Origin of the sequence: Microbacterium sp. BK668 (assembly GCF_004362195.1) — a bacterium.
Lineage (GTDB): Bacteria > Actinomycetota > Actinomycetes > Actinomycetales > Microbacteriaceae > Microbacterium.
This window is the reverse complement of record NZ_SNWG01000001.1, coordinates 1,367,655-1,393,878: the sequence shown is the minus strand read 5'-3', so window position 1 is coordinate 1,393,878 and position 26,224 is coordinate 1,367,655. Positions and strand designations below refer to the sequence as shown.

Sequence of the window (26,224 nt, the reverse complement as noted above, 5' to 3'; positions counted from 1 at the left end):
CTGCCTGCGGATTTTCGGGAGGTGGACAGGGACGAGCGGGGGCTGCCCAGAACGGCCGCCCCCGCTCGCATTGCTCTGTCTCTAACCGACGCTGCGTCGGATCAGAAGCCCTTGCCCTCGTCGATCGCCGCCTGACCGGCCTCGGCCGAGTCGAACGTCTCACCCGGGACGACGATCGTCTTCTCGACGCTGTCGCCCGCGAGCGCCTTGTTCACGGCGTCGACGGCGAGGTCGCCGAAGAACGGGTTGTACTGCGCCACGAAGCTCAGGTCGCCGGCGGCGAGCGCCTCGAGCGCGGGCGTGGTGCCGTCGATCGTGGCGATCTTGACGTCGGTGCCCGGGACCAGACCCGCGGCGGTCACGGCAGCAGCCGCGCCGATGCCCATCTCGTCGTTCTGGGCGAAGATGAACTGAAGGTCAGGGTTGTCCTTGAGCACGGTCTCGATGACCGACTTGCCCTCGTCCGCGGTCCAGTTGGCCGTCTGGGCGCCGATCTTGTTCCAGCCGTCCTTGCCCTCGATCGCCGCGTCGAAGCCTTCGTTGCGCTCGTTGACGACCGACAGTCCGGGAACGCCCTCCAGGACGTAGTAGGACGCGCCCTCGGGGTAGGTCTGGACGGCCCAGTCACCGACCGAGCCGGCGACCTTGACGTTGTCGGGAGCGATGCGCGTGACGTAGAGGTCCTCATCGGCGTCGACGCCGCGGTCGAGCAGGATGACGGGGATCTCGGCCTCCTGCGCGAGCTGGAGCGAGTCCTCCCAGCCCGAGGCCTCGGTCGCGGTGAGGAGGATCACGTCGACCTCGTCGTTGACGAACGTGGAGAAGGCGTCGATCTGCGACTTCTGGTCGGTCGGGCTCGCGGCGGGCGCGTACTTGAGGTCGAAGCCGGCCTCTTCGCTGAACGCGTCCTTGATGGCCTCCTCGTTGGCGTTGCGCCAGCCGCCCTCGGGGCCGACGGCGACGAAGCCGACGGTCGTGAGGTCGCCGTCGCCGCCCGCGTCACCCGACGCCGCGCCGTCGTCGCCGCCCGAGCAGCCGGCGAGACCGAGCGCGAGGACGCCTGCCCCGATGAAGCCGAGCGCGCCCAGCATGCGCTTGTTGTGTGCCATGTGATCTCCTCCTTGAGACTCTCCGACGCCCTTCGTCGAAGAGAAGTCCGTGCCCCGGGCGGGACACCCTCGGGTGTGTGTGCCACTCATTGTGCGCGCTAACAATGACCGCGCGCAACTCGATTCGCGATATTCGTTACTTTGTCGTTACCGCGAACAACCCGGGGGCCGCGCGGAAGGGCGTGCGGGCGACGGTGAGGGCGTCCGCGCACCGGGCGACCCGCGCGCTTCGCTGGGGTCGAGTCGTCACGGACGAGGCGCGCCGGTCGAGGCGCGCACGATCAGCCGCGGCTCGATGACGTCGTGCTGCAGCCCGTCCTCTTCTCCGTCGATCGCGTCGATGACGTGCTTCAGAGCCAGCTCGCCCAGCGCCGCGAAGTCCTGACGAACCGTCGTGAGCGGCGGAAGGAAGTGCCGCGCATCGGGCAGATCGTCGAAGCCGACGACGCTGACGTCTCCGGGAACGCTGAATCCGCGCTGGCAGAGGCCGTGCACGAGCCCCAGCGCCATCTGGTCGTTGGCGGCGAACACGGCGGTCACGTGGTCGAAGTCGTAGGTCGAGGCGAACCGATACCCGTAGTCCGAGGTCCAGTCTCCCGCCACCGGCGCGACCACAGGCAGGCCGGCGGCCGTCAGCGCGTCCCGCCAGCCCTCTTGACGCTCCCGCGCGTCGTACCAGTCCAGGGGCCCTGCCACGTGGAGGATCCGCTCGTGTCCGAGCTCGATGAGGTGAGAGACGGCAAGGGTTGCCCCGGCCCGCTGATCGACGGCGACGGTGTGCCACGCGGCATCCGGTTCCGCCTTGATCACGATCGTCGGCAGTCCCGTCGTCTGACGGCGAAGGATGTCGAGCGACGACGCCCGCGGCGCGATGACGCACAGCGCATCGACACCCTGGGTCACGAGCTCGACGACACCCGTGTCGATCTGCGACTCCTCATCCTCGGAGATCGAGAAGGCGCTGATGGCGTAGCCGACATCGCGCGCCGCGCTCTCCAGAGCGCGCAGCGTGCTGTTCGGGCCGTACTGGACGGGCCCGTCGACGAGCACCCCGATCCGCATCGCCCGCCGCGTGGCGAGCGCCCGCGCGATCGAGCTGCGCGTGTAGTTCATCTCGTCGATCGCCGCCAGGACCCGGTCGCGCGTCGTCTCGCGGATGTTGGGATGACCGTTCAGCACGCGCGACACCGTCATGTGCGAGACGCCCGCCTGACGCGCCACGTCGTAGATGCTGGGCCGCTGCCAGCCCCGGGTCACGTCTTCCGACATCGCGGATCTCCTTGTTCGCCGTCGCGCTGCGGGGCCTCCCCGAAGCCGGCGGTCCGGTCGGCTCGAGCGGCGGGCTCGGGCTCGGTCGTCCTCTCACGGCACCCTCCCACCGGCGGCACAGGCCCCCGGATCGCGTCGGGCCGCCACGGCGTGCCGGCGGGGCGGAAGCGCCGCCGGAGGGCGAGCGCGAGCCCGGCTGTCCCCAGCACAGCGGCGATCCACACGAGGAAGGCGGGGAAGGCGAGGCCCGTCGCGGGCAGGCCTCCCCCGCAGACGCCCACGCACGCCTGCAGCGGGGTGATGACGACGGTCACCTCGACGCCGTGACTCGCGACGTCCTGCTCGGCGCCCAGTGCCGCGCCGACCGGCATCAGGGCGAGGAGTGCCGCGAACGCCGTGACGGCGACGGTCGCGGTCTGGAACCGGAACCTCATGCGGTCGTCACCGGCGTCTCGGCGGCCTTGCGGCCCTCCTCGCGGGCCTCGGCGAGAAGGCTGTCGAGCTTGCGGCGGGACCGGATGCGGCCCCAGGAGATCGCGAGGATGATCAGCGCGATCCCGAGGAGGATGAGAAGCTGCGGCCACGGAACCGCCCAGGCCACGGCGGACTCCACGACGGGCGCGAGACTGTCGGTACTGCCGTCCAGGGTGAGGACCGTCGCATCCAGCGTCACGGTCGTGGGGACCACGAAGAGCGGCCAGACGTCCCGGACGACGGCCGTGATCGTGCGGACGTCTCCGGGCAGGAGCTCCTGCTGCGACTCCCCCTCGGCGGGGTAGGCGACCTCCTGGCCGCCCGCCTCGACGGTGCCCGTCGCGAGCAGGCGGGTGTTCCCGTCGTTGGACACGTCGAAGGTGACGGTGAGCTCGCCGGGCTTCAGCGGGTTCCACGACGTCGTGTAGTTCGTCGCTATTCCGGCGATGGATGCGGCGGGCGTGATCTCACCCGTGACACGGGTGAGTACGCGGAACCCGATGCGGCTCTCGACGCCGAGGCTCGTGCCGTCCTCGGCGGATTGGACGGAGAGGACGGATGCTGTGATCCCGGCCGCGTGGTCGCCGGGCTCGGCGCGTTCCGGCACCGTGACGGTATAGGGGACGACGGCCGTCTGTCCCGCCGGCACCGTGAGCGTTCCGGGGATCGCGATCCAGGTTCCGGAGTCGGTCGACTCCTTGTCCGCGGCGAGGATGTCGAAGCGGCCGGTTCGCGTGTAAAACCCGTCGGCCGCCGTGAGGGAGAAGGTCACCTCGTTCTCGCTGATGTTCCGGACGGCGAAGAAGTCGTCGATGGTCTCGCCCGGATCGACCTCGAATTCTGCGGCGCGGCGGCCGTCCGGCCCGTCGGCGTCCGCGGGCGTGACCGACCAGCGCACCTCAGGTGTGGTGGACGGATCGTCAGCGGCCAGCGCAGGAGTCGCGGGAAGAGCGAGCGCGACCGCGGCCGCGAGAGCAGCTAGAACTCGCGTCGCGGCCGACGATCGGCGGAGATGGTGAAGCAAGGGGGATTTCCAGACGTCTGGGTCGGGGCCGCAGTCCACGGCCCCGACCCGATTCCAACACGTTTCAGACGTGCGACGTGGTCAGATCGCGTCTTCCCACAGGGTCAGCGTGATCGTCGCCTTGTATGCACCGGGAGCGACCTCTGCCGGCGTCTTGAGGAACAGGTTCGCCTTCGCCGACCACTCGCCGTTCGGCAGCTCGCCGCCCGCGAGGTTCGGGGCGATGGCGAGGAGCTCCTCACCGACAAGACCGACCGCGTCGGGGCCCTGGTCGAGGATGGTGTCCACCGGCGCGCCCTCGGCGACCTGTCCGTCGCTGTCGTCGCTCGTCAGGATCGGGGTCCATCCGAGGTGCTCGGGCCCGAGGCTCGCAACGCCGTCGGCGGAGAATTCCGACGACTGGCCCGTGACGTACCAGAAGGTGTCAGCGGGCACGTCTTCGCGGTCGTCGGTCACGGTGACGGTGGGGAGCTCGCCCGTGAACTGGCGGATGTCGGCCGTCGACCCGCTCTCGGTGAGCGTCGTCGAGTTCGACGCCACCGACAGCGTCAGTGCGCCCACCGGGGGAAGAGCCTCGATGTTCACGCTGACCTCGACGCTGTCGTTGTCGAGCTCGTCGGCGATGGCTGCGCCGGCGCCACCGATCAGAAGCAGGCCACCGAGCGCACCGGCTGTGGTGCGGGCGATGATTCCACGCTTGTTCATTCCTATTTCTCCAATTCCCGGCCGGCTTCTCGTCCCGGACCGAAGGTGGCGAGCGACCGGACCATCCGGCCGTCGGGTCTCGCAGGAGCTTCAGCTCAGGCTGAACGCAACCCGCTTCTGTGAGTCGTCGCCGGCACGGTGAAGGCCGCACCCTCGACATGTCCTTCGTCAGCGCCCAGAGCCAGTCGACGCCACGGTGCGGGCACGGCGCCACGCCGCAGGAGGCGGGTGGAGTATGTGAGCATCTATGCACCTTTGCTCTGGATCCGACAGTGGATCGACGGGCTCTCCAAGCGATGTTAGCGAGAACTGTTAGCGAGAACAAGCCCGGATCGGTGATGCGAGCGGGCGAAGCCAAACGGCATCCCGTCGGGGCGCCATACAGGTTCCCCGGCGCTGCGAGGGCCGCGGCCGACGCCGGAGGAACCCGGACGCGGGATGCATCCGGGTTCCTCCTCGCTTCCACGACCACGCTCGATCTACTGCGCCGCCCCGCAGGCGAGGGCCGGGGCGGACGCGCCCACGTCGGCCGTGACCGCGTCCCCGTCGATGGTGGCCGAGGCCTGCGCAGTCACCGAGGTGACGCCGATGCTCGTCAGACGGGTCGTGAAGGCCTGCGACGCCGACTTCCCGGGTGCGAGGGCAGACACGCTCTTCGAGCCGTAGGGAGATGTCACCGTCGCGGCGACCGGCACGCCCGCCGCGTTGGTGAGCGTCGCCGTCACAACGGCCTTCCCCGCCACGCACCGGGCTGCGGCGGTGAGGACGACCTCGAGCGCAGGCGAGGGAGCGCCCTCGCGGACGACCACCGAGTACTGCGTGGTCGTCGTGTGATCCTGGGCGTAGGCGTCGATCGTGATGGTCTTCTCCTGCCCGGGGGTGAGGACGACGGCGCGCGGCTGCGTGTCGTCGATGAGGATCCCGCCGGTCCTGACCAGGCCGCTCGCCAGCCACGGCTCGGCGTCGAAGGCGACAGCATCCGTCCCCTCGGGCACCCACAGGACGTACTGGGTGGTGTCCGAGGCGAAGCTCGGTTCGAGCCGGCCCGCGTCGAACGTCAGGCCGCGCAGCTTCGACGTCGTGTCGAATGCGGGGGGACGAGTCGTCTGGACCCCGAAGAGGCCTCCGGCGAATCCGCCCGTCGACTGCCAGCGCACCGTGACCACCGGTATCCGGTTGCCGTTCTCGTCGAGAACCGGAGCGCCGTTGGCGTCGACCTTGTGACGCACGTTCGGGCCCTCGAGGTAGGTGCGCGGGATCTCGTCGGTCACCGCGTAGAACACGCCGCTTCCCGCCGCGTTCGTGATGGTCTGCGTCTTGAACTTGACGTCGTTGAGATAGACGTCGAACGATCGGCCGTTGTCACCCGAGTAGTACGTCGCCTTCAGGACATTCTGCGCCGCGGCGGGATCGACCTGCAGGTCGTAGCTGAACCATCCTCCGGAGTTCGCGTGCCGATACGTGCGGTCGCTGAAGCTGCCGACGGTGGAGTTCGAGGACTTGACGTTCTTGGATGCCTCGGAGTTGTTGTTGTCGAACGTCGTGAGCGAGTCGATGATCAGCTCCTGGTCGCGAAGCTGTTGCTTCCCCTGGAGGATCTCCGCCTGCGCCGCGGGCGAGTCCGGCACCTCGAGCGTCATGTAGAGGCCATAGCGCTCGTCGTGACGCTTGTAGTGCGGACTGAACACGAGGTCGTCGCTGTTGAGCGTGTCCTTCAGCGCGAACTGCACGTCTCCGTCGGCGCTGTCGGCGATGCGCACGACGTTGTCGGTCACCGCCTGCTTCCACGCGTCTGTGGATGCCGCGGCGACCGTGATCCGCTGCTGGGCCCCCGCGTCGAACGAGGCGATGCGGACGCCGACGCCGACAGTGCCCGTCTTCGAGAGGTTGGCCGTGCCGAGGCTCGTGCTCAGGAGTACGGGACCGTACCTGAACGCGACGAAGTCCTTGTTGTCCTGAGTCGCGCTGATCTGGACCTCCATCGGCATCGTGTACGAGATCTCGTCGCCGTCCTTCACGCGGGCGAGCACGATGTATCCTCCCCGGATCGTCGGAGTGATCGCGGCGCCGTTGACGCGCACGACGGGGTCGCCCGCGATCCAGTCGGGAACGCGCAGTCGCAGAGTCGCGCTCCGATCGATCGGATCCTCTCCGATCGCCGAGATCCTGAATTCCACCGTGTCGCTGTTCGGGATGGATGCCGTCTGCTCGACGCGCATGCCGGTGGCCGCGTGATCGAACCGCGAGCTGAAGAACATGTTCACCCACACCCCCGAGCCGCTCGCGAAGTAGAGCGAGTCCGACAGCTTGGAGAAGTTCTCCATGCCCGTGCCGATGCAGCACCAGAACTCCGTGAACGGCGCGCCGTACACCTTGAAGTAGCCCGGGGCCATGGCTTGGAAGTACGTCGTCATGCCCGTGTCGGGGTTCTGCGACGAGACGATCGTGTTGATGAACGTGTTCTCGTAGTAGTTGGCGTACTTCACGTCCTGCGAGATCTTGAACAGCTCACGCGACAGCTTGAGCATGTTGTACTCGTTGCACGTCTCCGCCGTCTGCGGATTCCCGGTCGCCTCGCCGCGTTGCGTCGCGTCGAAATGAAGAGAGTCCGGACCGTGGAAGTGCTCGCTCTGGCTGTTGGCCCCCGTGGCGTAGGTGTGGTGATCGACCACGATCTGGAAGAAGTTCTCCGCCGCCAGCCGGTACATCGGCAGGTTCTGCTTCTCCTGCGCGGTCAGCATGTTGTAGTACGTCGGGTTCTGGGTGAACACGGTGTACCGCTTGAGCGCGCCGATGAACTTCGGGATCGTCGTGTTGGCGTGCTTGCCGCTCAGGACGTCTTGCCCGTTCGCGAGCTGCTGGAACAGCGAGACCTCGTCGAAGCCCTCGGCCGCGACCTTGAAGTGCGGGTTGCCACCCGACCGCGCGAAGAGCTCGTAGAGGGCGTCGTTCATCCCGCCGTACTCGGTGCCGAGGAGCGTCGCCTTGTTCTGCAGCGTCGAGATGCGGCCGTACATGTACTCGCCGAAGCCCTCCGCAATCCTCAGCGCGCGGTCGCCGAGACCTCCCGGCACATACTTGTCGATGTCGAGGAGCCCCGCGAGCACCTTGTGCAGGTTGTAGTAGGGCACGATGACCGGGTCGTCCGACGTGCCACGGCCCTCGACGGCGTTGAGCGCGGTGTCGCGGAACGGGCCGATGTACCCCTGCCGCGCGGTGCCGGCGTAGGAGGCTTGCACTGTCTCGAGCCCGTCTACGGCGTCGACGATCTGCGCGAGGAGGCCTTCCTTCACCGCGGGGTCCTTCGTACTGGCGTACGACATGGCGAGCGCCGACATGTAGTGGCCGAACGCGTGCCCGCGGAAGTTCCAGGTGACCGCGCCGTTCTCCCAGCCGCCGTAGCCGGACGACGTGGGCGGAGTGAGGTTCGCGGTCCGGAAGAACCAGTAGAGGAATGTGTCCGAGCTCAAGCTCAGCAGGTACTCGTGCTCCTTCGCCGCGGCGTTCTGCAGGTACTCGTCGCTCAGCAGCACGTCGAGCCCGGAGTCCTCGAGGGGCACCTTCGGGGCCGCGACGGTGACCGTGAACTCCCGCGTCACGGCGGAACCCCCGGCGTAGCGCACCGACGCCGTGAGCGTCACGGTGACGTCCTCGCCGTCGCTCGGCGGCGTCACGGTGCCGTCCGTCGCGATGATCGAGGGCTTGTCGGACGCCCAGGCGATGGACGATCCGTTGGAGCCCACCGCCGGGAGAGCCAGAGCCACGCTCGCCGTCGTCGGCAGGTTGATGCCGTCGGCATCCTGCTGCGCGAGCGCGGTCTTGTCGAGAACTCCGCCGCCCGCCTCGTAGAGGGTCGCGATGTCGCTCACGTCGGCGACTCCGGAGTAGAGCGTGTACTCGTCGAGGTTGCTGCGGGAGATATCCGCCGTTGTAGTTGGGCCCGTTGAAGCCGAGGGACTTCGTCACGTTCGCGGCGGGGTTGATGACGCCGGGTGCCGAGGTGTTGGCCGCCGAGGTGGGCACCTTGACGCCGTTCCGATAGAAGACGGCCGACTTCGTGGACGAGTTGTAGGTGATCGCGACATGAGTCCACTGCCCAGGCGCGAAGAACGCGTTCCGGTCGGTCGCGGCGGCGCGGATCTCCAGCGGCTGGCTCGACCCCGTGCCCACGGAGAGGAGCAAAGGATTGGAGTTCGACACGGACGAGACGTAGAAGCCATCGCTGTTGTATGCGGCCTTGTTCCACGTGATGATCTCTTCACCGCTCATCGGGGCGTCCGGCTTCAGCCAGAACGAGAGCGTCAGTCTGGCCGGAAGGAGCTGGGCGCTCGAACCGAGGCTGAGATACGTGTTGCCGCCGAACTTGATCGCCTGCGAGTCGGGCTTGACGCCGGCCACATAGGTGGCAGTCGGCGCGGCCCCCTGGTGTCCGCGCAGCTGAGTGGGATGCGCGAGGGAGCTGGTGTCGTCCACTCCTCCCTCGAATTGCAGATCGAGCACCGGTGCCCCGACACTCAGGGGCTCCGCGGCCGCTGCGGGAGCCGACATCCCCCCCACGGCCAAGGCCATCGCCAGCACGCCTCCCGTCCAGCCCGCCATCCTGCGCCGGGCTTTCGCCCTCTCCGCCATCGTCGGCATGTCAACCCACCTCGTCGTCGGTCTGCGCATGGACGGCTGCCCACGCACCTGTCGGGATGTTAGCGGTCACTTGTTAGCGCACACAAGATGCCCGGACCCGCCGCACCGATCTCCGTGCCCCGGTCAGCATCCGTCGAGATCGCACGAATCACCGGCGCGCGGCTCCAGCATCTGTCATCTGTGCGATCCCGGCCCTCGGCGGCGGGGGGACGTCGGTGGATGCCGCGAAGCCGGGCGCGACGGATGCTCCGTGCACGCCCGGCTCCGCCGCCCGGCCCCGCCGCCCGACTGAGCCGGATGGGATCAGCCGGAGGGGATCAGCCGCAGTTCGCCTGCGGGTAGGTGACCGTCTGCGTTCCCGTGACGGCCGTGCCGCCGACGGTCGCGCTCGCGTCGACCTTCACACTGCCCGGGGGCATCGTGGCCAGGCGCGTCGTGAAGGCATACGAGACGCTCTTGCCGGCGGCGAGCGACGCGGTCGCCTTCGTGCCGTACGGTGACGTCGTCTGCAACGCGAGGGCCACGTCATCCGTATTGGTGATCAGGACCGTCTGCACGACCTTGCCCGCGACGCACCGCGCCGTGACCGTCGCCGTGTAGTCGAGGGTCGCGGCGGGCGCAGCCGTGACCGTCACCGCGACCTTGACGGCGCGATTGTCCGGCGCGACCTCCTCGTCCTCCTCCATGTCGAACACGGGGAGGCCGTCAGCCGCCCAGTGCACGCGGCGGACGAACATGTCGCGACCGCTCAGTCCGTCGTGATCGGTGCGTGCGTGGAAGACGTAGAGGAGGTTGTCGTCCTCGTCGTGAGACCACATGCCGTGCCCCGTGCCCAGCTGCCACGCGCCGTTGAACACACCCGACTTCTGGATCGGGTAGTTCAGCTTCGACCACGCGGCGGGGTCGGTCAGGTCGACGTTCTGGCCCGCCGTCGCCGTCGCCAGTCCCGTGGTGTAGCTGTCGCCCACCGTGGAGCCCGAGTAGATCATGTAGAGCTTGCCGTCGTGCACATGCACGTTGGGCCCCTCGGCGATCGTGTTGTCCCACGCGTACTCGGGAGCGAGGATCCGCACCGGGGCCGACGTGAGTCGCGTCGGATCGGCCGGGTCCATCTTCGCGATGAAGATCGCGCCGAGCATCTGCCACATGTAGTACGACTGGCCCGAGTCCTGGAAGTACGTCATGTCCAGCGAGATGCTCTGGATCGGGTTCAGGATCGACCCGTCCGACCGGACCACCTTCTGCGCCTTCGTCCAGTTCGCCGGCACGGCCGGGTCGAGGTCGGCGCCCTGCGCGTCCTGCTTCAGCTGGATGATGCTCGCGCGCCCCGTCCACATGTCGGGGCGGCCGTTGCTGCCGTTGTAGCAGGGCATGAAAAGGATCGAGAGCTTGCCGCCGATCACGTGGAACTCGGGTGCCCAGAAGCATCCGGTCATGACGCCGCCGTCGGCATCCGTGTCTCCCGCGCGCAGCAGATCGATCTCGACGTTGCGTCCCGCATCGACGGCGTCGTCCGAGAGCTCCTCGATCGTGTCGGCGATGCGGATCGGCATGTGCGGGCCGTTCGCCGGGTCGATGGGGTTGAGGTTCAGGTCCTCGGTGGCGATCATGAGGAACTTCTGCTGACCGTTCCAGTCGAACCGGAACACCGACGGGTCGGCCCGCTCGTCGGCGAACGGCGTCGCGTACTGGGGCGCCTTGACCGATCCGGTCACCTCGTACGTGCCGGGCGCCGATGTGTCGACCGCCGCGAGGGATGCGGCATCCCACGCGATCGCGCGCGACGCCTTCGATCCGTCGTCGTACGAGAGCTCGGCGCGCTCGGGCAGGTCAGCGGCTGACAGGGCGCCGCCCTGCTCGACCTCGACGCCGTCCAGCGCCTCGACGTCGGTGTTGGCGATGCGGCCGAAGCGCACCTGCAGCGCGTCGGCGATGCTCGCCGCGACGGGGACGGCGTTGCCCGAGGCGAAGTTCGCGACCCCGGTGCCGGGGTTGCCGGCGCTGCCGGTGACGGTGCCGCGGAGCACGGCGCCGCGCGTCGAGACGTCGGCCAGGTCTGCGAACGTCGTGTAGTAGGGCGCGCCCGCATCCGAGATCCACGAGACGACATAGCGCTGGGATGCCGAGTCCCACACGACGGCGGGCTCGTTGACGCCGCTCGTCACGCCGACGTTCACCAGTCCGATCTCCCGGTAGCTCAGCAGGTCGGAGCTCTTGGCGAAGAGGAAGCTCGACGCCTGCGTGCCGTCGGATGCGCCGCCGCGCGCGGTGCGTGTGGCCGCGATGCCGTAGCCGCCGTCGGCGAGGTGGAACAGGTGCGGGCTGCGCAGGCTCCGGATGATCGACTCGGTCGTGCCGCTCGCGGGCGGCGTCGTCGAGGTCTTGGCGAAGAAGATGCCGTAGTTCTCGTTGAGCGGCGACCAGCCGGCGCCGTCCTCGAGCGCGAGGTGCATGCTGAGCGCCACGTCGGCGTTGTTCGCCTCGTTGACGGTCGTGGGCGTCCGGTTGTAGGCGAGGAGCTGCGTCGTGGTGGCCGCCGGGAGGACGCGCACCGTGAACGCACGGTCGGTCGTCGCCCCGGTTGCGGAGTCGGTGACGCGGATCGTGATGGTAGCGTCGAGGGCCTCCTCGGAGGATGACGAGATCGTGTCGGTCACCGCGACTCCGCTCGTCGCGCTCGTGACGGCGATGGTCGTGCCCTCGGGAGCGGCGGGAAGGGCCGCGCCGGACTCGATGACCGACGGGATGACGAATCGCTGCGCGAGGCGCTGGATGCGCTGCTCGGCGCTCTCGGTCGACGGCAGCACCGTGACGGTGATCGTCTTGGTCGCCGTCACGCCGCGCACCGCCGCTGTCGCGGTCAGCTGCACGGGGATCGCGGGCTGGCCCGCGAGGGGCGCCGTGACGGTCCCGTCGGTCGCGACGACGGCCGGGTTGCTCGAGGTCCACGTGACACGGCCGCTCGATGTGGGCAGGTCGATGTCGGTGCTCGTCTGGACGTCGCTCACGTTGAGGCTCGTGAGGATGGCCTGGGCCTGCGCCTGCAGCTCCGCGGCGTGGGTCTGGGCATCCGAATCCGAGACCTGTGCGACCTCGGCGGCGCTCAGGGCCCGGTCGTACACGCGGAACGCCGAGATGGCGCCCTGGAACAGAGGGTCGGGCCACGGTGCGCGCCCGATCGCGTTGAGCGACTGGTCGACGACGTTCGCGGGTGTGACGGGCATGGCGCCCTGTGCCGCGCGCTTGCCGTCGATGTAGAGGGATGCCGTGCCCGAGGCGCCATCGACGACCGCGACCACGCTGACCCACTGGTTGGCTGTCACGCCGCAGGAGCTCGACTGCACGAGGCGCTCGACGCCGGCCGACTTGAGGCCTACGAGGGGCGCGCGCCCGGAGCCGCAGTTGAGCGAGGCGAAGAAGTACTCCGTCGCGGAGGAGTCGTTGCCGATGTTCCACAGGAAGTGGAAGCCGTTGAGCATCGCCTGCGAGGCCTTGACCTCGGCGACGACGGTCGCGGAGGTCTTGCCCTGGAGGATGTCGTTCGGCAGGCGCACCCAGTTGCCGGTCGACGTCTTGGCGCCGCCGCGGAGCGTCAGCTGCGAGCCGGTCCAGTCGGTCGCCTGCAGATTCTGGACCGTGGCCGCGCCGAGGCTCGAGCCGGGCGCAGAGTTGGGAACGGATGCCCCGCTGGTCTGCGTGAAGTCGTATTGCGCCACCAGCCCCTGGTCGGGGACGGCGGCCTGGGCGCCCGTGGCGCCGAGCCCAAGGACCATCGCGCTGATCGCGGTGACCACGAGGGCGGCCTTGCGGCGGGGGAACAGTCTCATTCCACTCTCCATCAAGTGTCTGAACATCGTCGGACAGGCTGTTACCGCTCACGTTAGCGCTAACTAGCGACTTCGGCCAGCGTGGACCGCAAACCCCCTCCGCGGATCGCGCACCGCTTCGCGCGGAGCCGCGTCGCATTGCCGTCCGGCATGCGTTCAGCTCGCCCGGGTGGCCGGGGGCATCGCACCGCGGCGTGCCGACCCACCGGACCAGGCGGGCAGAGGGCGGTGGGCGACGGACGCGCGAACCCGCCGAGATCGCCCGGATGACGCATGCCGCGGCAAACCCATCCCTGACCTCCGCCGTTTCGGGCCCTTCTCGACCTCTGCCATGCCGCGCATCCTCGGCGCGGTGGCGAAATGCAACGCCGACTCCGGCGGTGTGGCCACCACAACTGAGGAGATCGTCACAATGGAGGATCGAGAAGCGCGTTCTGGTCCTCAGAACTGCAGATCTCCTCAGTCGTGGTGCGGCAGCGCGCACGGGCCCCGACGCCCGGGCGATCCCCTTCGCGGGCAAAGCCCCGCGTGCACAAACCACTCGCGGGCAAAACCCTCGCGGGACAACCCTCGCGGGGGAAGCCCGCCACCCGCGGCGTCACCGCACCGATGACGGATGCCGCGGCATCCCATCACACGGGCTGCAACCGTGATTCACTTGGCGCATCCGGTCGCTCACGGCGCGGGCATACGACGGTTTGCGCCAAGTGAAGCGGCGCCGCAGGCCCGGGGTCCCTCCGCACCGATGACGGATGCCGCGGCATCCCATCACTCGTGCTGCAGCCGCGATTCACTTGGCGCGTCCGGTCGCTCACGGCGCGGGCATCCGACGCTTTGCGCCAAGTGAAGCGGCGCCGCAGGCCCGGGCTACCTTCGCGTGGCGGAGCCGTGGCCGTCGGCGTGGCAGGACTGACGCGCTGTGCGCAACACCGGGCGTCCCGACGACGACCCCACCAGAACCCGCGCTAGGAATGTGAGCGGTAACGCGCTACTCTTTCGCGCAGTGCCCGGAGCGATCGGGCGCACACCGCAACGGAGAGGTTCCACATGGCGACGAAGTCATGGCGACGCTTGGGGGTGACAGGTGCGGCGATCGCCGCCCTGACAGTCGGCGTCCTCGCACCAACGGCAGCTCATGCCGATCCCGTCCCGGACGACCCGAACATCGTCCTCCACTACGACTTCAGCACCGCGGGGGCGGTGAAGGATGTCTCGGGCCACAACAACGACGGCACGATCGTCGGAACCGGAGTTACGGTGGCCAACGGCGAGCTGACGCTTCCCGGCGGCGCGTCGAACAGCGGCGCAGGCTATGTCCGCTTCCCGGCGGGGATCTTCGACGGGAAGAACACCCTCACGATCTCGACGTGGCTGCGCAACGACACCGGTGCGGGCAACTACGCCGCGATGTTCTTCGGCTCGACGGCCAACCCGCCCGCGCAGTACTGGCTGCTCAACCCGCGGAACCCGTCGGGACGCTTCAAGACCGTCATCACGAACGGCAGCGCCCCCACCGCGCCGTGGGGCACGGAGTACGGCATCTCACCGACGACGGCATCGCAGGGCATCGCCGGTCCGACGACCGGAACGGCGTGGTCGATGTACACGACCGTCGTCACGCCGACCTCCATCTCGGGGTACTACAACGGAGCCCTCGTCGGCACCGTCGCGACCACCCGCACCATCTCGCAATTCGGCACAGGCCTCGTCGGCTACATCGGGCGCTCGAGCTACCCCGATATCTTCTACAAGGGCGGCGTCGACGACGTCATCGTGTCGACCTCGGCCTATTCGGCCGGCCAGATCGCGGAGCTCTATCACCTGAGCGACCGCACCACCGCGGCCCAGACCGACGCCGCCCTCGCGGCCGATGCGGACGCCGTGTCTCTCCCGAGCGAAGCGACCGCCGATCTCACGCTGCCGACGACGGGCACGCCGAACCTGTCCCGCATCACGTGGGCCTCATCGCATCCGTCGGTCATCGGCGCGGACGGCAAGGTCACGCGTCCGGCCGAGGGTCAGCCTGACGCGTCGGTCGTCCTGACCGGAACCTTCACGCTCGCGGGCCAGTCGATCACCCGCGACTTCGCGGTGACCGTGCCGGCGGTGAACCCGCAGGGCGACCTCGAGCGCACCGCCGACGCGTTCGACCTCGGCATCAAGGTCGCAGCCGGCGACATCGTGCTGAACGCCGAGTCGCAAGGCGCCGCGATCTCGTGGGCCTCGTCGGCGCCCGGCGTGATCTCGACGACCGGTGCCGTCACACGCGCCGCAGCCGACCAGCAGGTCGCCCTGACCGCGACCTTCAGCCGTGCCGGACACATCACGACCCGCACCTACGATGTCACCGTGAAGGCGCAGGACGTCGGCCAGGCCGTCGCCTACGTCCGCACGGGCAACACGGCCAAGACCGAGGTGCTGCACCTCGCTGCGGCGAAGAACGGCGACCCGCTCGTCGCGCTGAACAACAACAAGGGCGTGCTCTACCCCGCCTTCGGCTCGGGCACGTCGCAGTTCGCGAACCCGACCCTGTTCCGCAAGCCCGACGGCACCTATGGCCTCGTCGCCGCGGACAACGCCGCGAACGGCCGCATCTTCGTCTACTCGTCGAAGGACCTCGTGACCTTCACCGACCAGAAGCTGGTGCTCACGAACACGCAGAACATCGTGGTGTCGCGCGCCGACGTGAAGTACGACAACGGCTCGCGGCTCTACCGCGTGACGCTGCGCACCGCGGGGGACGCGGCGTACGAGGTCACGACGTCCGACTTCACGACGTTCAGCGCGCCGGTCTCGGTCACGGCGTCGGCCGCACCGACGCTCTCGGGGCTCCCCACGGGTGCGATCGAGGCATCCGCTCTCGCCATCACCCAGGCGGAACTGACCACGCTGCAGAAGGCCCTCGGCCGCATCGTCAACACGTCGGTGGATGCCGGCGACGACGTCTCGGTCGATGTCAACGGCTCGCTCGACCTGCCCGACAAGGTCGACCTCGGCTACTCCGACGGCTCGTCGAAGCAGCTCGGCGTCGACTGGGACACGAGCTCCGTCGACCTGACGAAGCCCGGCGAGTACACCGTGACGGGCACGGTCAACCAGCCCGTCTACGGCGACGACAAGGGCATCCTCGTGAAGGAGCGGGCCGATCCATGGGTCTTCCGCGACGACGAGCGCACCGGCAGCACGGAGTACTACCTCACCGGTTCCTACCCCACGACGCAGGCCAACGCCGGCGTCGGCTACGACCGCATCGTCCTGCGCCGTGCCGACACGATCAACGGCCTGACGACGGCGCAGGAGCAGGTGCTCCTCTGGGCCAACAACGCCGCGTCGCCCGACACGTCGAACGGGTCGAAGATCGCCACGAGCAACTACCGGTACTTCTGGGCGCCGGAGCTGCACAAGATCAACGGCGACTGGTACATCTTCTTCACCTCGAGCCGCAGCACGGACGTCTGGAACATCCGCCCGACGATCATGCGCGCCCCCGGCAACACCGACCCCATGGTCGCATCGAACTGGAGCGTGCTCGGCTACGTCAAGGCCGCGGCCGGTGACACTGCGGCGTTCACGAGCTTCTCGCTCGACATGACGCACTTCGAGGCGAACGGCAAGCACTACCTCGTCTGGGCGGAGAAGCCGGGCACCTCGGACCTCCGCATGGCCGAGATCAACCCGAACGACCCCACGCAGCTCACGACGAAGTCCATCCTCCTCTCGACGCCGAACTACGCGTGGGAGCGGACGACGAGCCAGGTCATCAACGAGGGCCCCGCCGTCATCAAGAGCGACGAGGAGGTGTTCGTGTTCTTCTCCGCGTCGGAGGTGAACGAGACCTACTCGATCGGCATGCTGCGCGCGCCGATCGGCGGCGACCTCATGAACCCTGCGACGTGGGCGAAGACGGGCTACCCGCTGCTGACCTCCGACGACTTCGGCGGACAGCAGAACGGCCCGGGTCACAACTCCTTCACCCTCGACGAGAACGGCAACCCGGTCATCGTCTACCACGCGCGTCCGCCCGTGTCGGAGTGGATCCCCGGTGCCGACGGAGGCCTCAACGACCCGAGCCGCCACGCTCGCGTCAAGACGGTGCACTTCGCCGCAGACGGCTCGGCCGTCCTCAACCAGACCCGCGAGGAGGAGCTGGCTCCGCAGAACCGCACGGTGACGCTCAACGTCACGGTGGTCGGACCGCCCGAGCCGCAGCTCGCCGTGTCGGCCTCGGTCGCGGCGCGCTGCGTCGCCGGCAAGGTCGTGCAGGCGGTCACGGTGACCAACGCGGAGGGCTTCCCCGTGACGCTCACGGCGTCGGGCGCCTACGGCACGAAGGCGTTCGGCTCGGTCGCCGCGGGCAAGTCCGTCTCGGCGACGTTCACGACGCGCCTCGGCTCCATCCCATCGGGGGCGCTGACGCTGAAGGCGACGGCGACCGTGGACGGAAAGGCCGTCGAGGTCGAGAAGCAGATCGCGTACTCCCCCGCCTTCTGCAGCTGACCACTGCCCGCGAAGGGCCCGTCCGAGCGATCGGGCGGGCCCTTCGCGCTGGGACGGGAGGATGGACGCCTCGCCCGGCTGACGTCACGTCGATGCCGATCCGGCGCGGCCCTCGTCTTTCGAGGGATGGATGCCGGGGGCCGCCGCCCCGCCGGCCTGCAGTTCTGAGGGGATCCGCACGAGAGAGGATGAGACCGCGCGTCTCGGTCCTCACAAGTGCAGATCTCCTCCGTTGCGCCGGACCCGGGCCGGGGCGTGAAAGCCTGGATCCATGGCCCGAACCCCTCTGCGAGCGCGGATGCTGCTCGCCCTCTCCGGAGACCCGCACGGCACGCCGACCTGGGTGCGGGCGCTCGCCGACGGGAGCGACACCGGGTACTTCGCGGAGGACGGCCCCGCCTGGACCGTGCACGCCGGCACCGCGACGTTCGTCGCGGGCATCCGCGCCCTGCTGCTTCAGGCTCTGCACCCCGGGCCCATGGCGGGCGTGCACGACTGGTCACGGTACCGCGACGATCCGCTCGGCCGGCTGTCGGGAACCGTGCGCTGGATTATCTGCCTCACCTACGGCTCCCGCGCTCAGGCCGATACCGAGAGCGCGCGCGTCGGCCGACTCCACACCCGAGTGCAGGGCTCCTACACCGACGGCGCGAACCGGACGCGGGCGTACTCGGCGGCCGACGCCGACCTCTCGGACTGGGTGCACCTCGCCTTCACCGACGCGTTCCTGACCTGCCATGAGACATGGGGCGGCGGCATCCCCGGGGGTCCCGACGCTTACGTCGCGGACTGGGCAACCGCCGGACGCCTCATGCGCGTCGCCGACCCGCCCGTCACCGAAGCCGAGCTCAGGCGCCGCCTCGACGCCTACCTCGAGTCCGGGCAGCTGCGGCGCGACGAGCGGGTCGACGACGTCGTGCAGTTCCTGCGCCGCTCCCCCTTCCGCGGCTCGCCTCTCATGACCCTGGCGTACCGCCTGCTCTTCGCGAGCGCCGTCGCCACCATCCCGCCGCGCTTCCGGCGCGTGCTCGGCCTCCGACGGTCGCCGCTTCCGGTCGTCACGATGACGCGGTTCGTCCTGGCCGCGAGCCTGCGCACCCTCTCGTCGGGTCCGCGCGCTCAGGACTTCGGCCGCATGCGGCTGCGCCGACTGGAGCGGGAGAGCATGGATGCCGAGACCGGCGATCACCGCGGGTGAGGCGTTCCACCGTTCGCCGAGCTCAGGTACGGGTGGCGGGAATGGGACGGGCGCTGCGGAAGCCGGGGCAGGCGGCCCCCGGCTTCACGAGCGCGTGAAAGGCTGGGCCCATGCGCATCGCCCTGACCGGATCATCCGGCAAACTCGGAACCGTCGTCGCCCGTGAGCTCCGCGAAGCGGGGCATGACGTCGTCGGGATGGACGTCGTCGGCACGCGGGGTCCGGGCTTCCTCCAGGTCGACCTCAACGACTACGGCCAGGTCATCGACGCACTCTCGGGCGTCCACGGCGAGTCGGGGCCGTTCGACGCCGTCGTCCATCTCGCCGCGATCCCGGCCCCGAGCATCCGCGGCGACATCGCCACCTTCCGCAACAACATCATCACGACGTTCGATGTGTTCTGGGCAGCGGTGCGCCTCGGCATCCGTCGCATCGTGTACGCCTCGAGCGAGACGGTGCTGGGCCTCCCCTTCGACGTCCCGCCGCCGTACATCCCGGTCGACGAGGAGTACGCGGCCCGCCCCGAGTCTGTCTACTCGCTCGTCAAGCATCTCGAGGAGCAGCTGGCGATCGAGCTCGTGCGGTGGCATCCGGATCTCTCGATCACGGCGCTGCGCTTCTCGAACGTCATGGACCCCGAGGACTACGCCGAGTTCCCCTCGTTCGACGCAGATGCGACGCGGCGCAAATGGAACCTGTGGGGCTACATCGACGGCCGGGACGGCGCCCAGGCGGTCCAGAGGGCGCTGGATGCCTCGACCCCGGGCTTCGACCGCTTCATCATCGCGGCCGCCGACACGGTCATGTCCCGCCCGAACGCGGAGCTCGTGGCCGAGGTCTTCCCGGATGTGCCGCTCAAGGGCGACCTCGGCGAGAACGACACCCTCCTCTCCATCGACAAGGCCCGGCGCGTGCTCGGCTTCGACCCGAAGCACTCCTGGCGCGACCACGTGTAGAGCCATGACCGAGGATCCCCGCGAAGCCGCCGAGCGCTACCGCCTCGAGAAGTGGCGGGGCGAGCAGGATCTCGGGCAGGATGCCGAGACCCGGCCCGTCGACGCGCCCCGGCGTGGATCGACGGCGGCCGACCGCGCGGCGTTCGTCGAGACCGCGATCCAGCAGGCCATCCGCCGCGGCGAGTTCGACGATCTGCCGGGGGCGGGCAAGCCGCTGGACGGGCTCGGCGACCGGCACGATCCGGACTGGTGGATCCGTCGCAAGATCGAGCAGGAGCAGCTGCGCGGTCTCGGCCCGCCGGCGCTCATGCTCCGCGTCGAGCATGCCGAGCTCGAGAGCAGGATCGACGCCCTCCCGCGGGAGGACGACGTGCGCGAGTACCTCGAGGACTTCAACAAGCGGGTGATCGAGGCACGGCGGCAGCTGCTCGGCGGTCCACCGGTCGTGACGCCGACGCGCGACGTCGACGCGGAGCTGCGCGCCTGGCGGGAGCGTGGAGATGCCCGCCGGCGAGAGGAGGCGGAGGCGGGACCGGATGCCGAGGCATCCGCTCCCCGTCGTCGGTGGCGCAGACGCAGCCGACGTCCGCGGTGAGCGCCGTCCGGCCGGTCACGGCTGCGCGAGCCAGCGGGCCAGGATCGCGTCCGCGATCGCATCGGGCGATCTCGCGATGTCCACCCGCAGGCCGTGCTCGTCGTCCTCCAGGGGCTCCAGGGTCGCCAGCTGCGAATCCAGCAGGGTCAGCGGCATGAAGTGGTGGCCTCGTCCGCCCATCCGCTCTGCGAGCAGGTCGCGCGCGCCGTCCAGCTGGGCGAACAGCACGCGGCCCGCGCGTTCACGGATCGCGTCGCGGTACGCCCGCTTGAGAGCCGAGCAGGCCACGACCACGCGCTCGCCGGCGTGCCGGGCGATGACGTCGCCCACCTCTCGCAGCCACGGCATCCGGTCCTCATCCGTCAGCGGGATGCCGGCGGCCATCTTGTCGACGTTCGAGCGCGGATGCAGATCGTCGGCGTCGATGAAGGTCGCGCCCGCGCGCTCGGCGACAAGCGCGGCGACCGTCGACTTCCCGGACCCCGAGACCCCCATCACCACGAGCGACATCCGGCTCCCTTCGACCCGTCCACGCTATCCCAGGGCTCGAGCGGCCCGTACGCCCGGGCGCCGGTAGGCTCGCGGCATCCGTCCTCGCCCGATCGGGAGGTCCTGTGTCCGACGCCAAGCCCGCCCGCGACGCCGCGCCCGACGATGACGTCGTGCACGACCGGGACTTCGAGGCGCGCCGTGAGCGTGCCGACCACCTGAAGGAGCGCATCTACCTCTCGTTCGCCTCGCTGGCCGTCCTCGTAGCCCTCAACGCGCACGGCTACTCCAACGCCCTCGATGCCCTCCTCACGCTGCTGGTCACCGTGATCGGGACCCTCCTCGCCGTCTTCGTCGCCGACGTCATCTCGTTCACTGTGGCCCACGAGCGGGCGATGAACCGTCGGGAGCGCCAGCACGCCGTCTTCGCGAGCTTCGGCACCCTCGGGGCCGTCACCCTCCCCTTCGTCTTCCTCGCGCTCGCCGTATTCGGCGTCCTGGAGACGAGCACCGCGCTGCGGGCGGGGATCATCGCGCTCGTGGCGACGCTCGTCGTGATCGGCTGGGCCGCCGTGCGCAAAGTGCCGCTGACGTGGTGGCAGCGGATCATCGCCCTGGGGGCGGAGGCGGCCCTCGCGCTGGGTGTCGTCGGTCTGCAGGTGCTCGCCAAGAGCGGGTGACGCACCGAGACATCGCGTTCCCCGGCGAGTAGCCTTCCGGCATCGTCTTCGAACCGTCTGGGGGCCGCGATGCGCACGAGAGCGGCAGGCGGCGTCGTCCTCGTCGGCGTCCTCGCCTGGATCTCGGGGATCCTCCAGCTCTTCGCGGGCGCGCTGATGCTCGTCGCCGGCACGCGGCCGCTCACGGGCTGGACCCATGTGCTCATCGGCCTCGTCACGTTTCCCGTGTGCCTCGGCATCTTCCGCGCCCGCGCGAGTTCTCGCGTGATCGTGACGCTCGTCTTCGCCGTCGAGATCGCTGTCGTCGGGCTCGCGGTCGTCGATCTGCGCCTGCTGGCCACCCCGGCGATCACCTCGGCGGTGCTCGCGGCGTTCGGGCTCGTCCTCTTGTACACGCCGTCGGCCAACGCCTCCTTTCGCAGGGCGACGGCCGAGCGCCGCGCGCGCGTCGCCGCATCGCGGGGGTGAGCGCCTCCGTCGCGACGCCGCCTGCACTCTCGCCGGTCCGGTAGCGTCGTGTTCTCGGCACTGCGCGATCGGCCCGGCGCGCGGCGGATGCCGACCAGATTCCGGGTCCAGGACCGGCGGAGGGTTCCCCAGCTGTGACGGTGCTCCGCGACTACGCGACGACCCTCGCGCAGCCCACGCTGCCGATCGGCGAGCCCGGCGGCGCGCGCTACGACGAGGTCGTCGCGCCGGACGGGTCTCTCCGGCCCGCATGGAAGGGCCTGGCCGAGGTCGCGCTGGGTCTCACCCCCGAAGAGCTCAAGCGGGTGGGGTCGGAGATCTCGCGTTTCCTCGCCGACCGGGGTGTCACCTACGTCCCCCGCGGATCGGCCGCCCAGCCGTGGCAGCTCGACCCGGTGCCGCTCGTCATGGAGGCCGCGAGCTGGAGCAGGCTCGAGGTCGGCCTCGCCCAGCGGGCCGAGCTGCTCAACGCGCTGCTGGTCGACCTGTACGGCGAGCAGAGGGTGCTGCGCGAGCGGATCGTACCCTCGGCCGCGGTGTTCGGGCACGCCGGGTACCTGCGGCCCCTCGTCCGCCCCAGCGCGCACGATCCGCAGCCGCTGCTCCTGTCGGCCACCGACCTCGGGCGCGACGCGGAGGGCGAATGGCACGTGCTCGCGGACCGCGTTCAGGCGCCGTCCGGGCTCGGCTACGCGATGGAGAACCGCAGGGTGCTCGCGCAGGTGATGCCCGACCTCTACCAGGAGAGCGACCTGCACCGCATGGAACCGTATTTCGCGGCCCTGCGCTCGGCGCTCCTCAACGCCGCGCCCGACGGGGTCGGCGACCCGCGCGTCGTCGTTCTCTCGCCGGGAACACACTCCGAGACGGCGTACGACCAGGCGTTCCTCGCGAGTACGCTCGGCTTCCCGCTCGTCCAGGCGAGCGACCTCACCGTGCGCGGCGGATGGATCTGGATCAAGCCGCCCGGGTGGCCGAAGAACGGACCCACCGAGCGGGTCGACGTCATCCTGCGCCGCGTCGACGCCGACTGGTGCGACCCGCTCGAGCTCCGCGGGAACTCGCGGCTCGGGGTCGCGGGGCTCACCGAGGCGGTCCGGCGCGGCCGGGTGCGCGTCGTCAACGGCCTCGGTGCCGGGGTGCTCGAGAACCCCGCCCTGCTGCCCTTCATGCCGGCCGTCTGCGACGCCCTGCTCGGCGAGCAGCTGCGCCTTCCCGGCGTGCCGACCTGGTGGGGCGGCGACTCCGACGGCCTCGGCGTCCTGCTCGACCGCCTCGGATCCAGCGACGACGAGTTCGTCGTCCGGAGCATCGACGAGTCGCGGCGCGCGCACGCGGGTGTGGAGGCCGCCGAGCTGCGCGCGCAGATCCTCGCGGCCCCGTACCGCTTCGTCGGGCAGGAGCGCCTCCCGCTCTCGCAGGCGCCGGTGTGGTCGTCGGGCCGGGCGGATGCCCACCCCGTCGTGATGCGGGCGTTCACCGTGCGGTACCGCCAGGCGTTCCGGCCGCTCCTCGGGGGACTCGCCACCGTCATGACGGCGGCCTCGGCATCCCCGGTCACGAAGGACGTGTGGGTCGTCAAGGGCGCCCCCGACGATCCTGACCAGGGACTCGTCGACGTGGCGCCTCTGGACTTCCGGCCGAGCATACCCGCCCTCGCGCCGCGAGCCCTCGAGGACATGTTCTGGGCCGGGCGGTACGCCGAGCGGGCGGAAGACCTCCTGCGGATCCTCCTCACCGCCGACGCCCACCTGGAGGAGCTGACCGCCCCCGTCGAGTCCGAGCAGGGCATCCCGGCGCGGGCGCTGCTCAACGTGCTGCAGCGCCTCGCGGGGCGGCGTTCGGCCGACCCCGAAGAGGAGTTCCGGTCGCTCCTGCTCGATGGCGACCGCCGCGGCTCGGCGGCGCAGGCCCTCGATCGGCTGCGCGACGCGCTCGAGGGCGTCCGCGATCAGATGTCCGCCGACACGTGGCGCGTCTTCGCGCACACCGACCGTGCCGAGCGGGCCCTGCGCACCTCCGAGCGCGCACATCGCATCACGGAGTCCGCCGGGCGACTGCTCACGGCGGTGCTGTCGCTCCACGGCGTCACGGCGTCGATGATCCGGGATCCCGGCTGGCACATGATCGAAGCCGGCCGGTACCTCGAGCGGGGTCTGCAGCTGTGCACGCTGCTGGGCGCGACGACGACGGACCGCCACGGCACGAAGGCCGACCGCGACGTGCTCGAGGCGGTCCTCACCGCCGCCGAAAGCTCGGTCACGTTCCGTCGCCGCTACCGCGGCAACGTGCGCACGAGCGGGGTGCTCGAGCTTCTCCTCGTCGATCGCGACAACCCGCGTTCGCTCGCCTTCGCCTTCCGCGAGCTGCGCGCGCACCTCGCCGCGATGCCCGCTTCGACGGGATCCACCCGACCGGAGCGGCTGCTCGAGCACCTCGAGACGGCACTGGAGAACCTCGATCTCGCCGCGCTCGCAACGCCGTCGGGCTCCCGCCGTCCCCGCTTGCAGCGGTACTTCGACAGCACCCGGACGCAGCTCATGCAGCTCGCCGACTCGGTCGGCGACGTCCATTTCGCGAGCGGTCCCGAGCCGCAGACGCTCTCGACCATGTCTGTCATCGAGGTCCAGGCGAGGAGACCATGAGGTACGTCGTCTCGCATCGCACCGCCTACACGTACAGCTCGCCCGTGCGCGACAGCCGCGGCATCTACCACCTCCTCCCCCGGTCGCTGCCGTGGCAGGAGGTCGCCTCCGCGAGCGTGGCCGTGGACCCGCTCCCCCTCGACCTCCATCGCGACACCGACAGCTACGGCAACGCCGTGACGTACTTCCAGGTCACCGACGCCCACCGCGAGCTCGTCATCGAGTCGCGCAGCGACGTGGCGGTCGTCCAGCCCCGGTATGACGAGGACGCCCTCGCGGTGCCGTGGGAGCGGGCCCGTCCGCTCGTGAACAGGGATGATCCGGATGCCTGGGCCGCCGTCGAGTTCGCCCTCGAGTCGCCGCGAGCCGTCCACGCCGAGGGCGTGGCGGAGTACGCCGCGGCATCCCTCTCCCGCGGACGCCCCATCGGCGAGGCGGCGACCGACCTGATGCGCCGGATCCACGCAGACTTCGACTACGACAGCACCGCGACGACCGTCACCTCCACCGTCGCCGAAGTGCTGCGCAAGCGCGCCGGCGTCTGCCAGGACTTCGCGCACCTCGCGCTGGCGTGCCTGCGCAGCCACGGCATCGCCGCCCGTTACGTCAGCGGCTATCTCGCGACGCAGCCCCCGCCCGGCAAGGAGCGGGTGGTCGGGGCGGATGCCTCGCACGCGTGGCTCGCCGTGTGGATGCCCGGATCGTCGGACTGGCTCGCGATCGACCCGACGAACGACCAGTGGGCCAACGAGCGCTACGTCACCGTCGCCTGGGGACGCGACTACGGCGACGTGTCGCCGGTCCGCGGCGTCATCTTCACGAAGTCGAAGAAGTCGACGCTGCAGGTGAACGTCGACGTCGCGCCCGTCGGCTGACGCACAGCCCTCGGTCGTCGAGCGAGGGAGCGAAGCGACCGAGACGAAACGCGCCGGGCTTGCGGGACGCCCCGGACCCGTCTCGTCTCGCTGCGCTCGCTCAGCGACCGGAAGCGGCGACCCCGTCGAGAGCGAACCGGTCGAGCCCGAGCATCCCCTCCACGGCCCGGTGGAGCACCGACCCGCGGGACCGCTCGTCGTTCCAGCGGACGAGTGCCTGGGCGTTCAGCCCGTCGATCATGCCGAGCAGCTGCCACGCGACATCGGCGGAGGCCGCGGCATCCGTCGTCTCGAACTCGCCCGAGGCGATGCCGGACTCGACCACGTCCTGCACGACCGACTGCCACGCGTCCATCTCGGCGCGGACCGCCTCGGCGAGCGTCTCGTTGCGGCGACCCATCGCCCAGGCCTCGACCCACACGACGGTGACGTCGTCGCGGGTGCCGTCGAGGAGGGTCCGCAGCAGCGCGGCGAGCGACTCGGTGGGGGTCGCAGCGGCGGTGATCGCGGCGCGGATCTCACCGAGCTCCGCCGACACGACGGCGCAGAACGACGCGGCGACGAGCGCGTCCATGTTGGGCTCGTAGTGGGCGACGAGGGCGGGGGCGACCCCCACGCGGCCGGCGACGGCCCGGAGGGTCACGGACGAAAGCCCCTCCGCCAGCGCGAGGTCGCGCGCGGCCGAAGCGATCTCTTCCGCGCGCTCCTGCGGCGACTTGCGAGCTGTCTTCCGTCGCGGACTGCTTGACATCCGAACCCCTGGCTGGCTATCTTC

Annotated in this window: 17 protein-coding genes; 8 read left to right on the top strand and 9 right to left on the bottom strand. The window is 69.9% G+C overall.

Going from position 1 to position 26,224, the window contains the following annotated elements:
- Nucleotides 1-101: 101 nt before the first annotated feature.
- The 7 genes from EV279_RS06145 to EV279_RS06110 all read right to left on the bottom strand — a co-directional run bounded on the left by EV279_RS06145 (nucleotide 102) and on the right by EV279_RS06110 (nucleotide 13,046).
- Nucleotides 102-1,109, bottom strand: coding sequence for a substrate-binding domain-containing protein (locus EV279_RS06145; RefSeq protein WP_133541983.1), 1,008 nt, complete (start codon nucleotides 1,107-1,109; stop codon nucleotides 102-104).
- 246 nt (nucleotides 1,110-1,355) lie between these two features.
- Complete coding sequence (locus EV279_RS06140) at nucleotides 1,356-2,378, bottom strand: LacI family DNA-binding transcriptional regulator (RefSeq protein WP_133541982.1); 1,023 nt, start codon at nucleotides 2,376-2,378, stop codon at nucleotides 1,356-1,358.
- Entirely contained in the window at nucleotides 2,363-2,812 is a 450-nt protein-coding gene (locus tag EV279_RS06135; protein ID WP_133541981.1) for a hypothetical protein, read from the bottom strand. Before EV279_RS06135 ends, EV279_RS06140 begins: the two co-directional genes overlap by 16 nt.
- On the bottom strand, nucleotides 2,809-3,876 hold the full coding sequence (locus EV279_RS06130) for a DUF916 domain-containing protein (RefSeq protein WP_133541980.1): 1,068 nt from the start codon (nucleotides 3,874-3,876) through the stop codon (nucleotides 2,809-2,811). The genes EV279_RS06135 and EV279_RS06130 overlap by 4 nt, the downstream gene beginning before the upstream one ends.
- An 81-nt stretch (nucleotides 3,877-3,957) precedes the next feature.
- Nucleotides 3,958-4,581, bottom strand: coding sequence for a hypothetical protein (locus EV279_RS06125; protein ID WP_133541979.1), 624 nt, complete (start codon nucleotides 4,579-4,581; stop codon nucleotides 3,958-3,960).
- 479 nt (nucleotides 4,582-5,060) lie between these two features.
- Nucleotides 5,061-8,450: a beta-L-arabinofuranosidase domain-containing protein gene (locus EV279_RS06120; protein WP_133541978.1), complete on the bottom strand. Its 3,390-nt coding sequence runs from the start codon at nucleotides 8,448-8,450 to the stop codon at nucleotides 5,061-5,063.
- Nucleotides 8,451-9,536: 1,086 nt separating this feature from the next.
- The gene (locus EV279_RS06110) at nucleotides 9,537-13,046 is read right to left on the bottom strand and encodes a family 43 glycosylhydrolase (RefSeq protein ID WP_166644470.1); all 3,510 of its coding nucleotides are present in this window, start codon (nucleotides 13,044-13,046) and stop codon (nucleotides 9,537-9,539) included.
- Between the two features lie 1,047 nt (nucleotides 13,047-14,093).
- On the opposite strand from EV279_RS06110, the gene EV279_RS06105 reads away from it, so the two are divergent.
- The 4 genes from EV279_RS06105 to EV279_RS06090 all read left to right on the top strand — a co-directional run bounded on the left by EV279_RS06105 (nucleotide 14,094) and on the right by EV279_RS06090 (nucleotide 20,292).
- The gene (locus EV279_RS06105) at nucleotides 14,094-17,543 is read left to right on the top strand and encodes a family 43 glycosylhydrolase (RefSeq protein WP_133541976.1); all 3,450 of its coding nucleotides are present in this window, start codon (nucleotides 14,094-14,096) and stop codon (nucleotides 17,541-17,543) included.
- A gap of 271 nt (nucleotides 17,544-17,814) precedes the next feature.
- Complete coding sequence (locus tag EV279_RS06100; protein WP_133541975.1) at nucleotides 17,815-18,741, top strand: oxygenase MpaB family protein; 927 nt, start codon at nucleotides 17,815-17,817, stop codon at nucleotides 18,739-18,741.
- 110 nt (nucleotides 18,742-18,851) lie between these two features.
- The gene (locus tag EV279_RS06095) at nucleotides 18,852-19,697 is read left to right on the top strand and encodes an NAD(P)-dependent oxidoreductase (RefSeq protein WP_133541974.1); all 846 of its coding nucleotides are present in this window, start codon (nucleotides 18,852-18,854) and stop codon (nucleotides 19,695-19,697) included.
- Nucleotides 19,698-19,701: 4 nt separating this feature from the next.
- A complete protein-coding gene (locus tag EV279_RS06090) occupies nucleotides 19,702-20,292 on the top strand; it encodes a DUF1992 domain-containing protein (protein WP_133541973.1) in 591 nt (196 codons plus the stop codon).
- Nucleotides 20,293-20,307: 15 nt separating this feature from the next.
- Here the strand turns inward: EV279_RS06090 and EV279_RS06085 are convergent, their stop codons facing one another.
- On the bottom strand, nucleotides 20,308-20,802 hold the full coding sequence (locus EV279_RS06085) for a gluconokinase (protein WP_133541972.1): 495 nt from the start codon (nucleotides 20,800-20,802) through the stop codon (nucleotides 20,308-20,310).
- A gap of 104 nt (nucleotides 20,803-20,906) precedes the next feature.
- Here EV279_RS06085 and EV279_RS06080 point away from each other — a divergent pair, with 104 nt between their 5' ends.
- The 4 genes from EV279_RS06080 to EV279_RS06065 all read left to right on the top strand — a co-directional run bounded on the left by EV279_RS06080 (nucleotide 20,907) and on the right by EV279_RS06065 (nucleotide 25,449).
- Nucleotides 20,907-21,461, top strand: coding sequence for a hypothetical protein (locus EV279_RS06080; RefSeq protein WP_208109489.1), 555 nt, complete (start codon nucleotides 20,907-20,909; stop codon nucleotides 21,459-21,461).
- 69 nt (nucleotides 21,462-21,530) lie between these two features.
- Nucleotides 21,531-21,929, top strand: coding sequence for a hypothetical protein (locus EV279_RS06075; protein ID WP_133541971.1), 399 nt, complete (start codon nucleotides 21,531-21,533; stop codon nucleotides 21,927-21,929).
- 134 nt (nucleotides 21,930-22,063) lie between these two features.
- A complete protein-coding gene (locus tag EV279_RS06070; protein ID WP_133541970.1) occupies nucleotides 22,064-24,574 on the top strand; it encodes a circularly permuted type 2 ATP-grasp protein in 2,511 nt (836 codons plus the stop codon).
- Entirely contained in the window at nucleotides 24,571-25,449 is an 879-nt protein-coding gene (locus tag EV279_RS06065) for a transglutaminase family protein (protein WP_133541969.1), read from the top strand. Before EV279_RS06070 ends, EV279_RS06065 begins: the two co-directional genes overlap by 4 nt.
- A gap of 100 nt (nucleotides 25,450-25,549) precedes the next feature.
- On the opposite strand, the gene EV279_RS06060 is transcribed toward EV279_RS06065, so the two are convergent.
- Complete coding sequence (locus EV279_RS06060; RefSeq protein WP_133541968.1) at nucleotides 25,550-26,200, bottom strand: TetR family transcriptional regulator C-terminal domain-containing protein; 651 nt, start codon at nucleotides 26,198-26,200, stop codon at nucleotides 25,550-25,552.
- Nucleotides 26,201-26,224 lie beyond the last annotated feature (24 nt).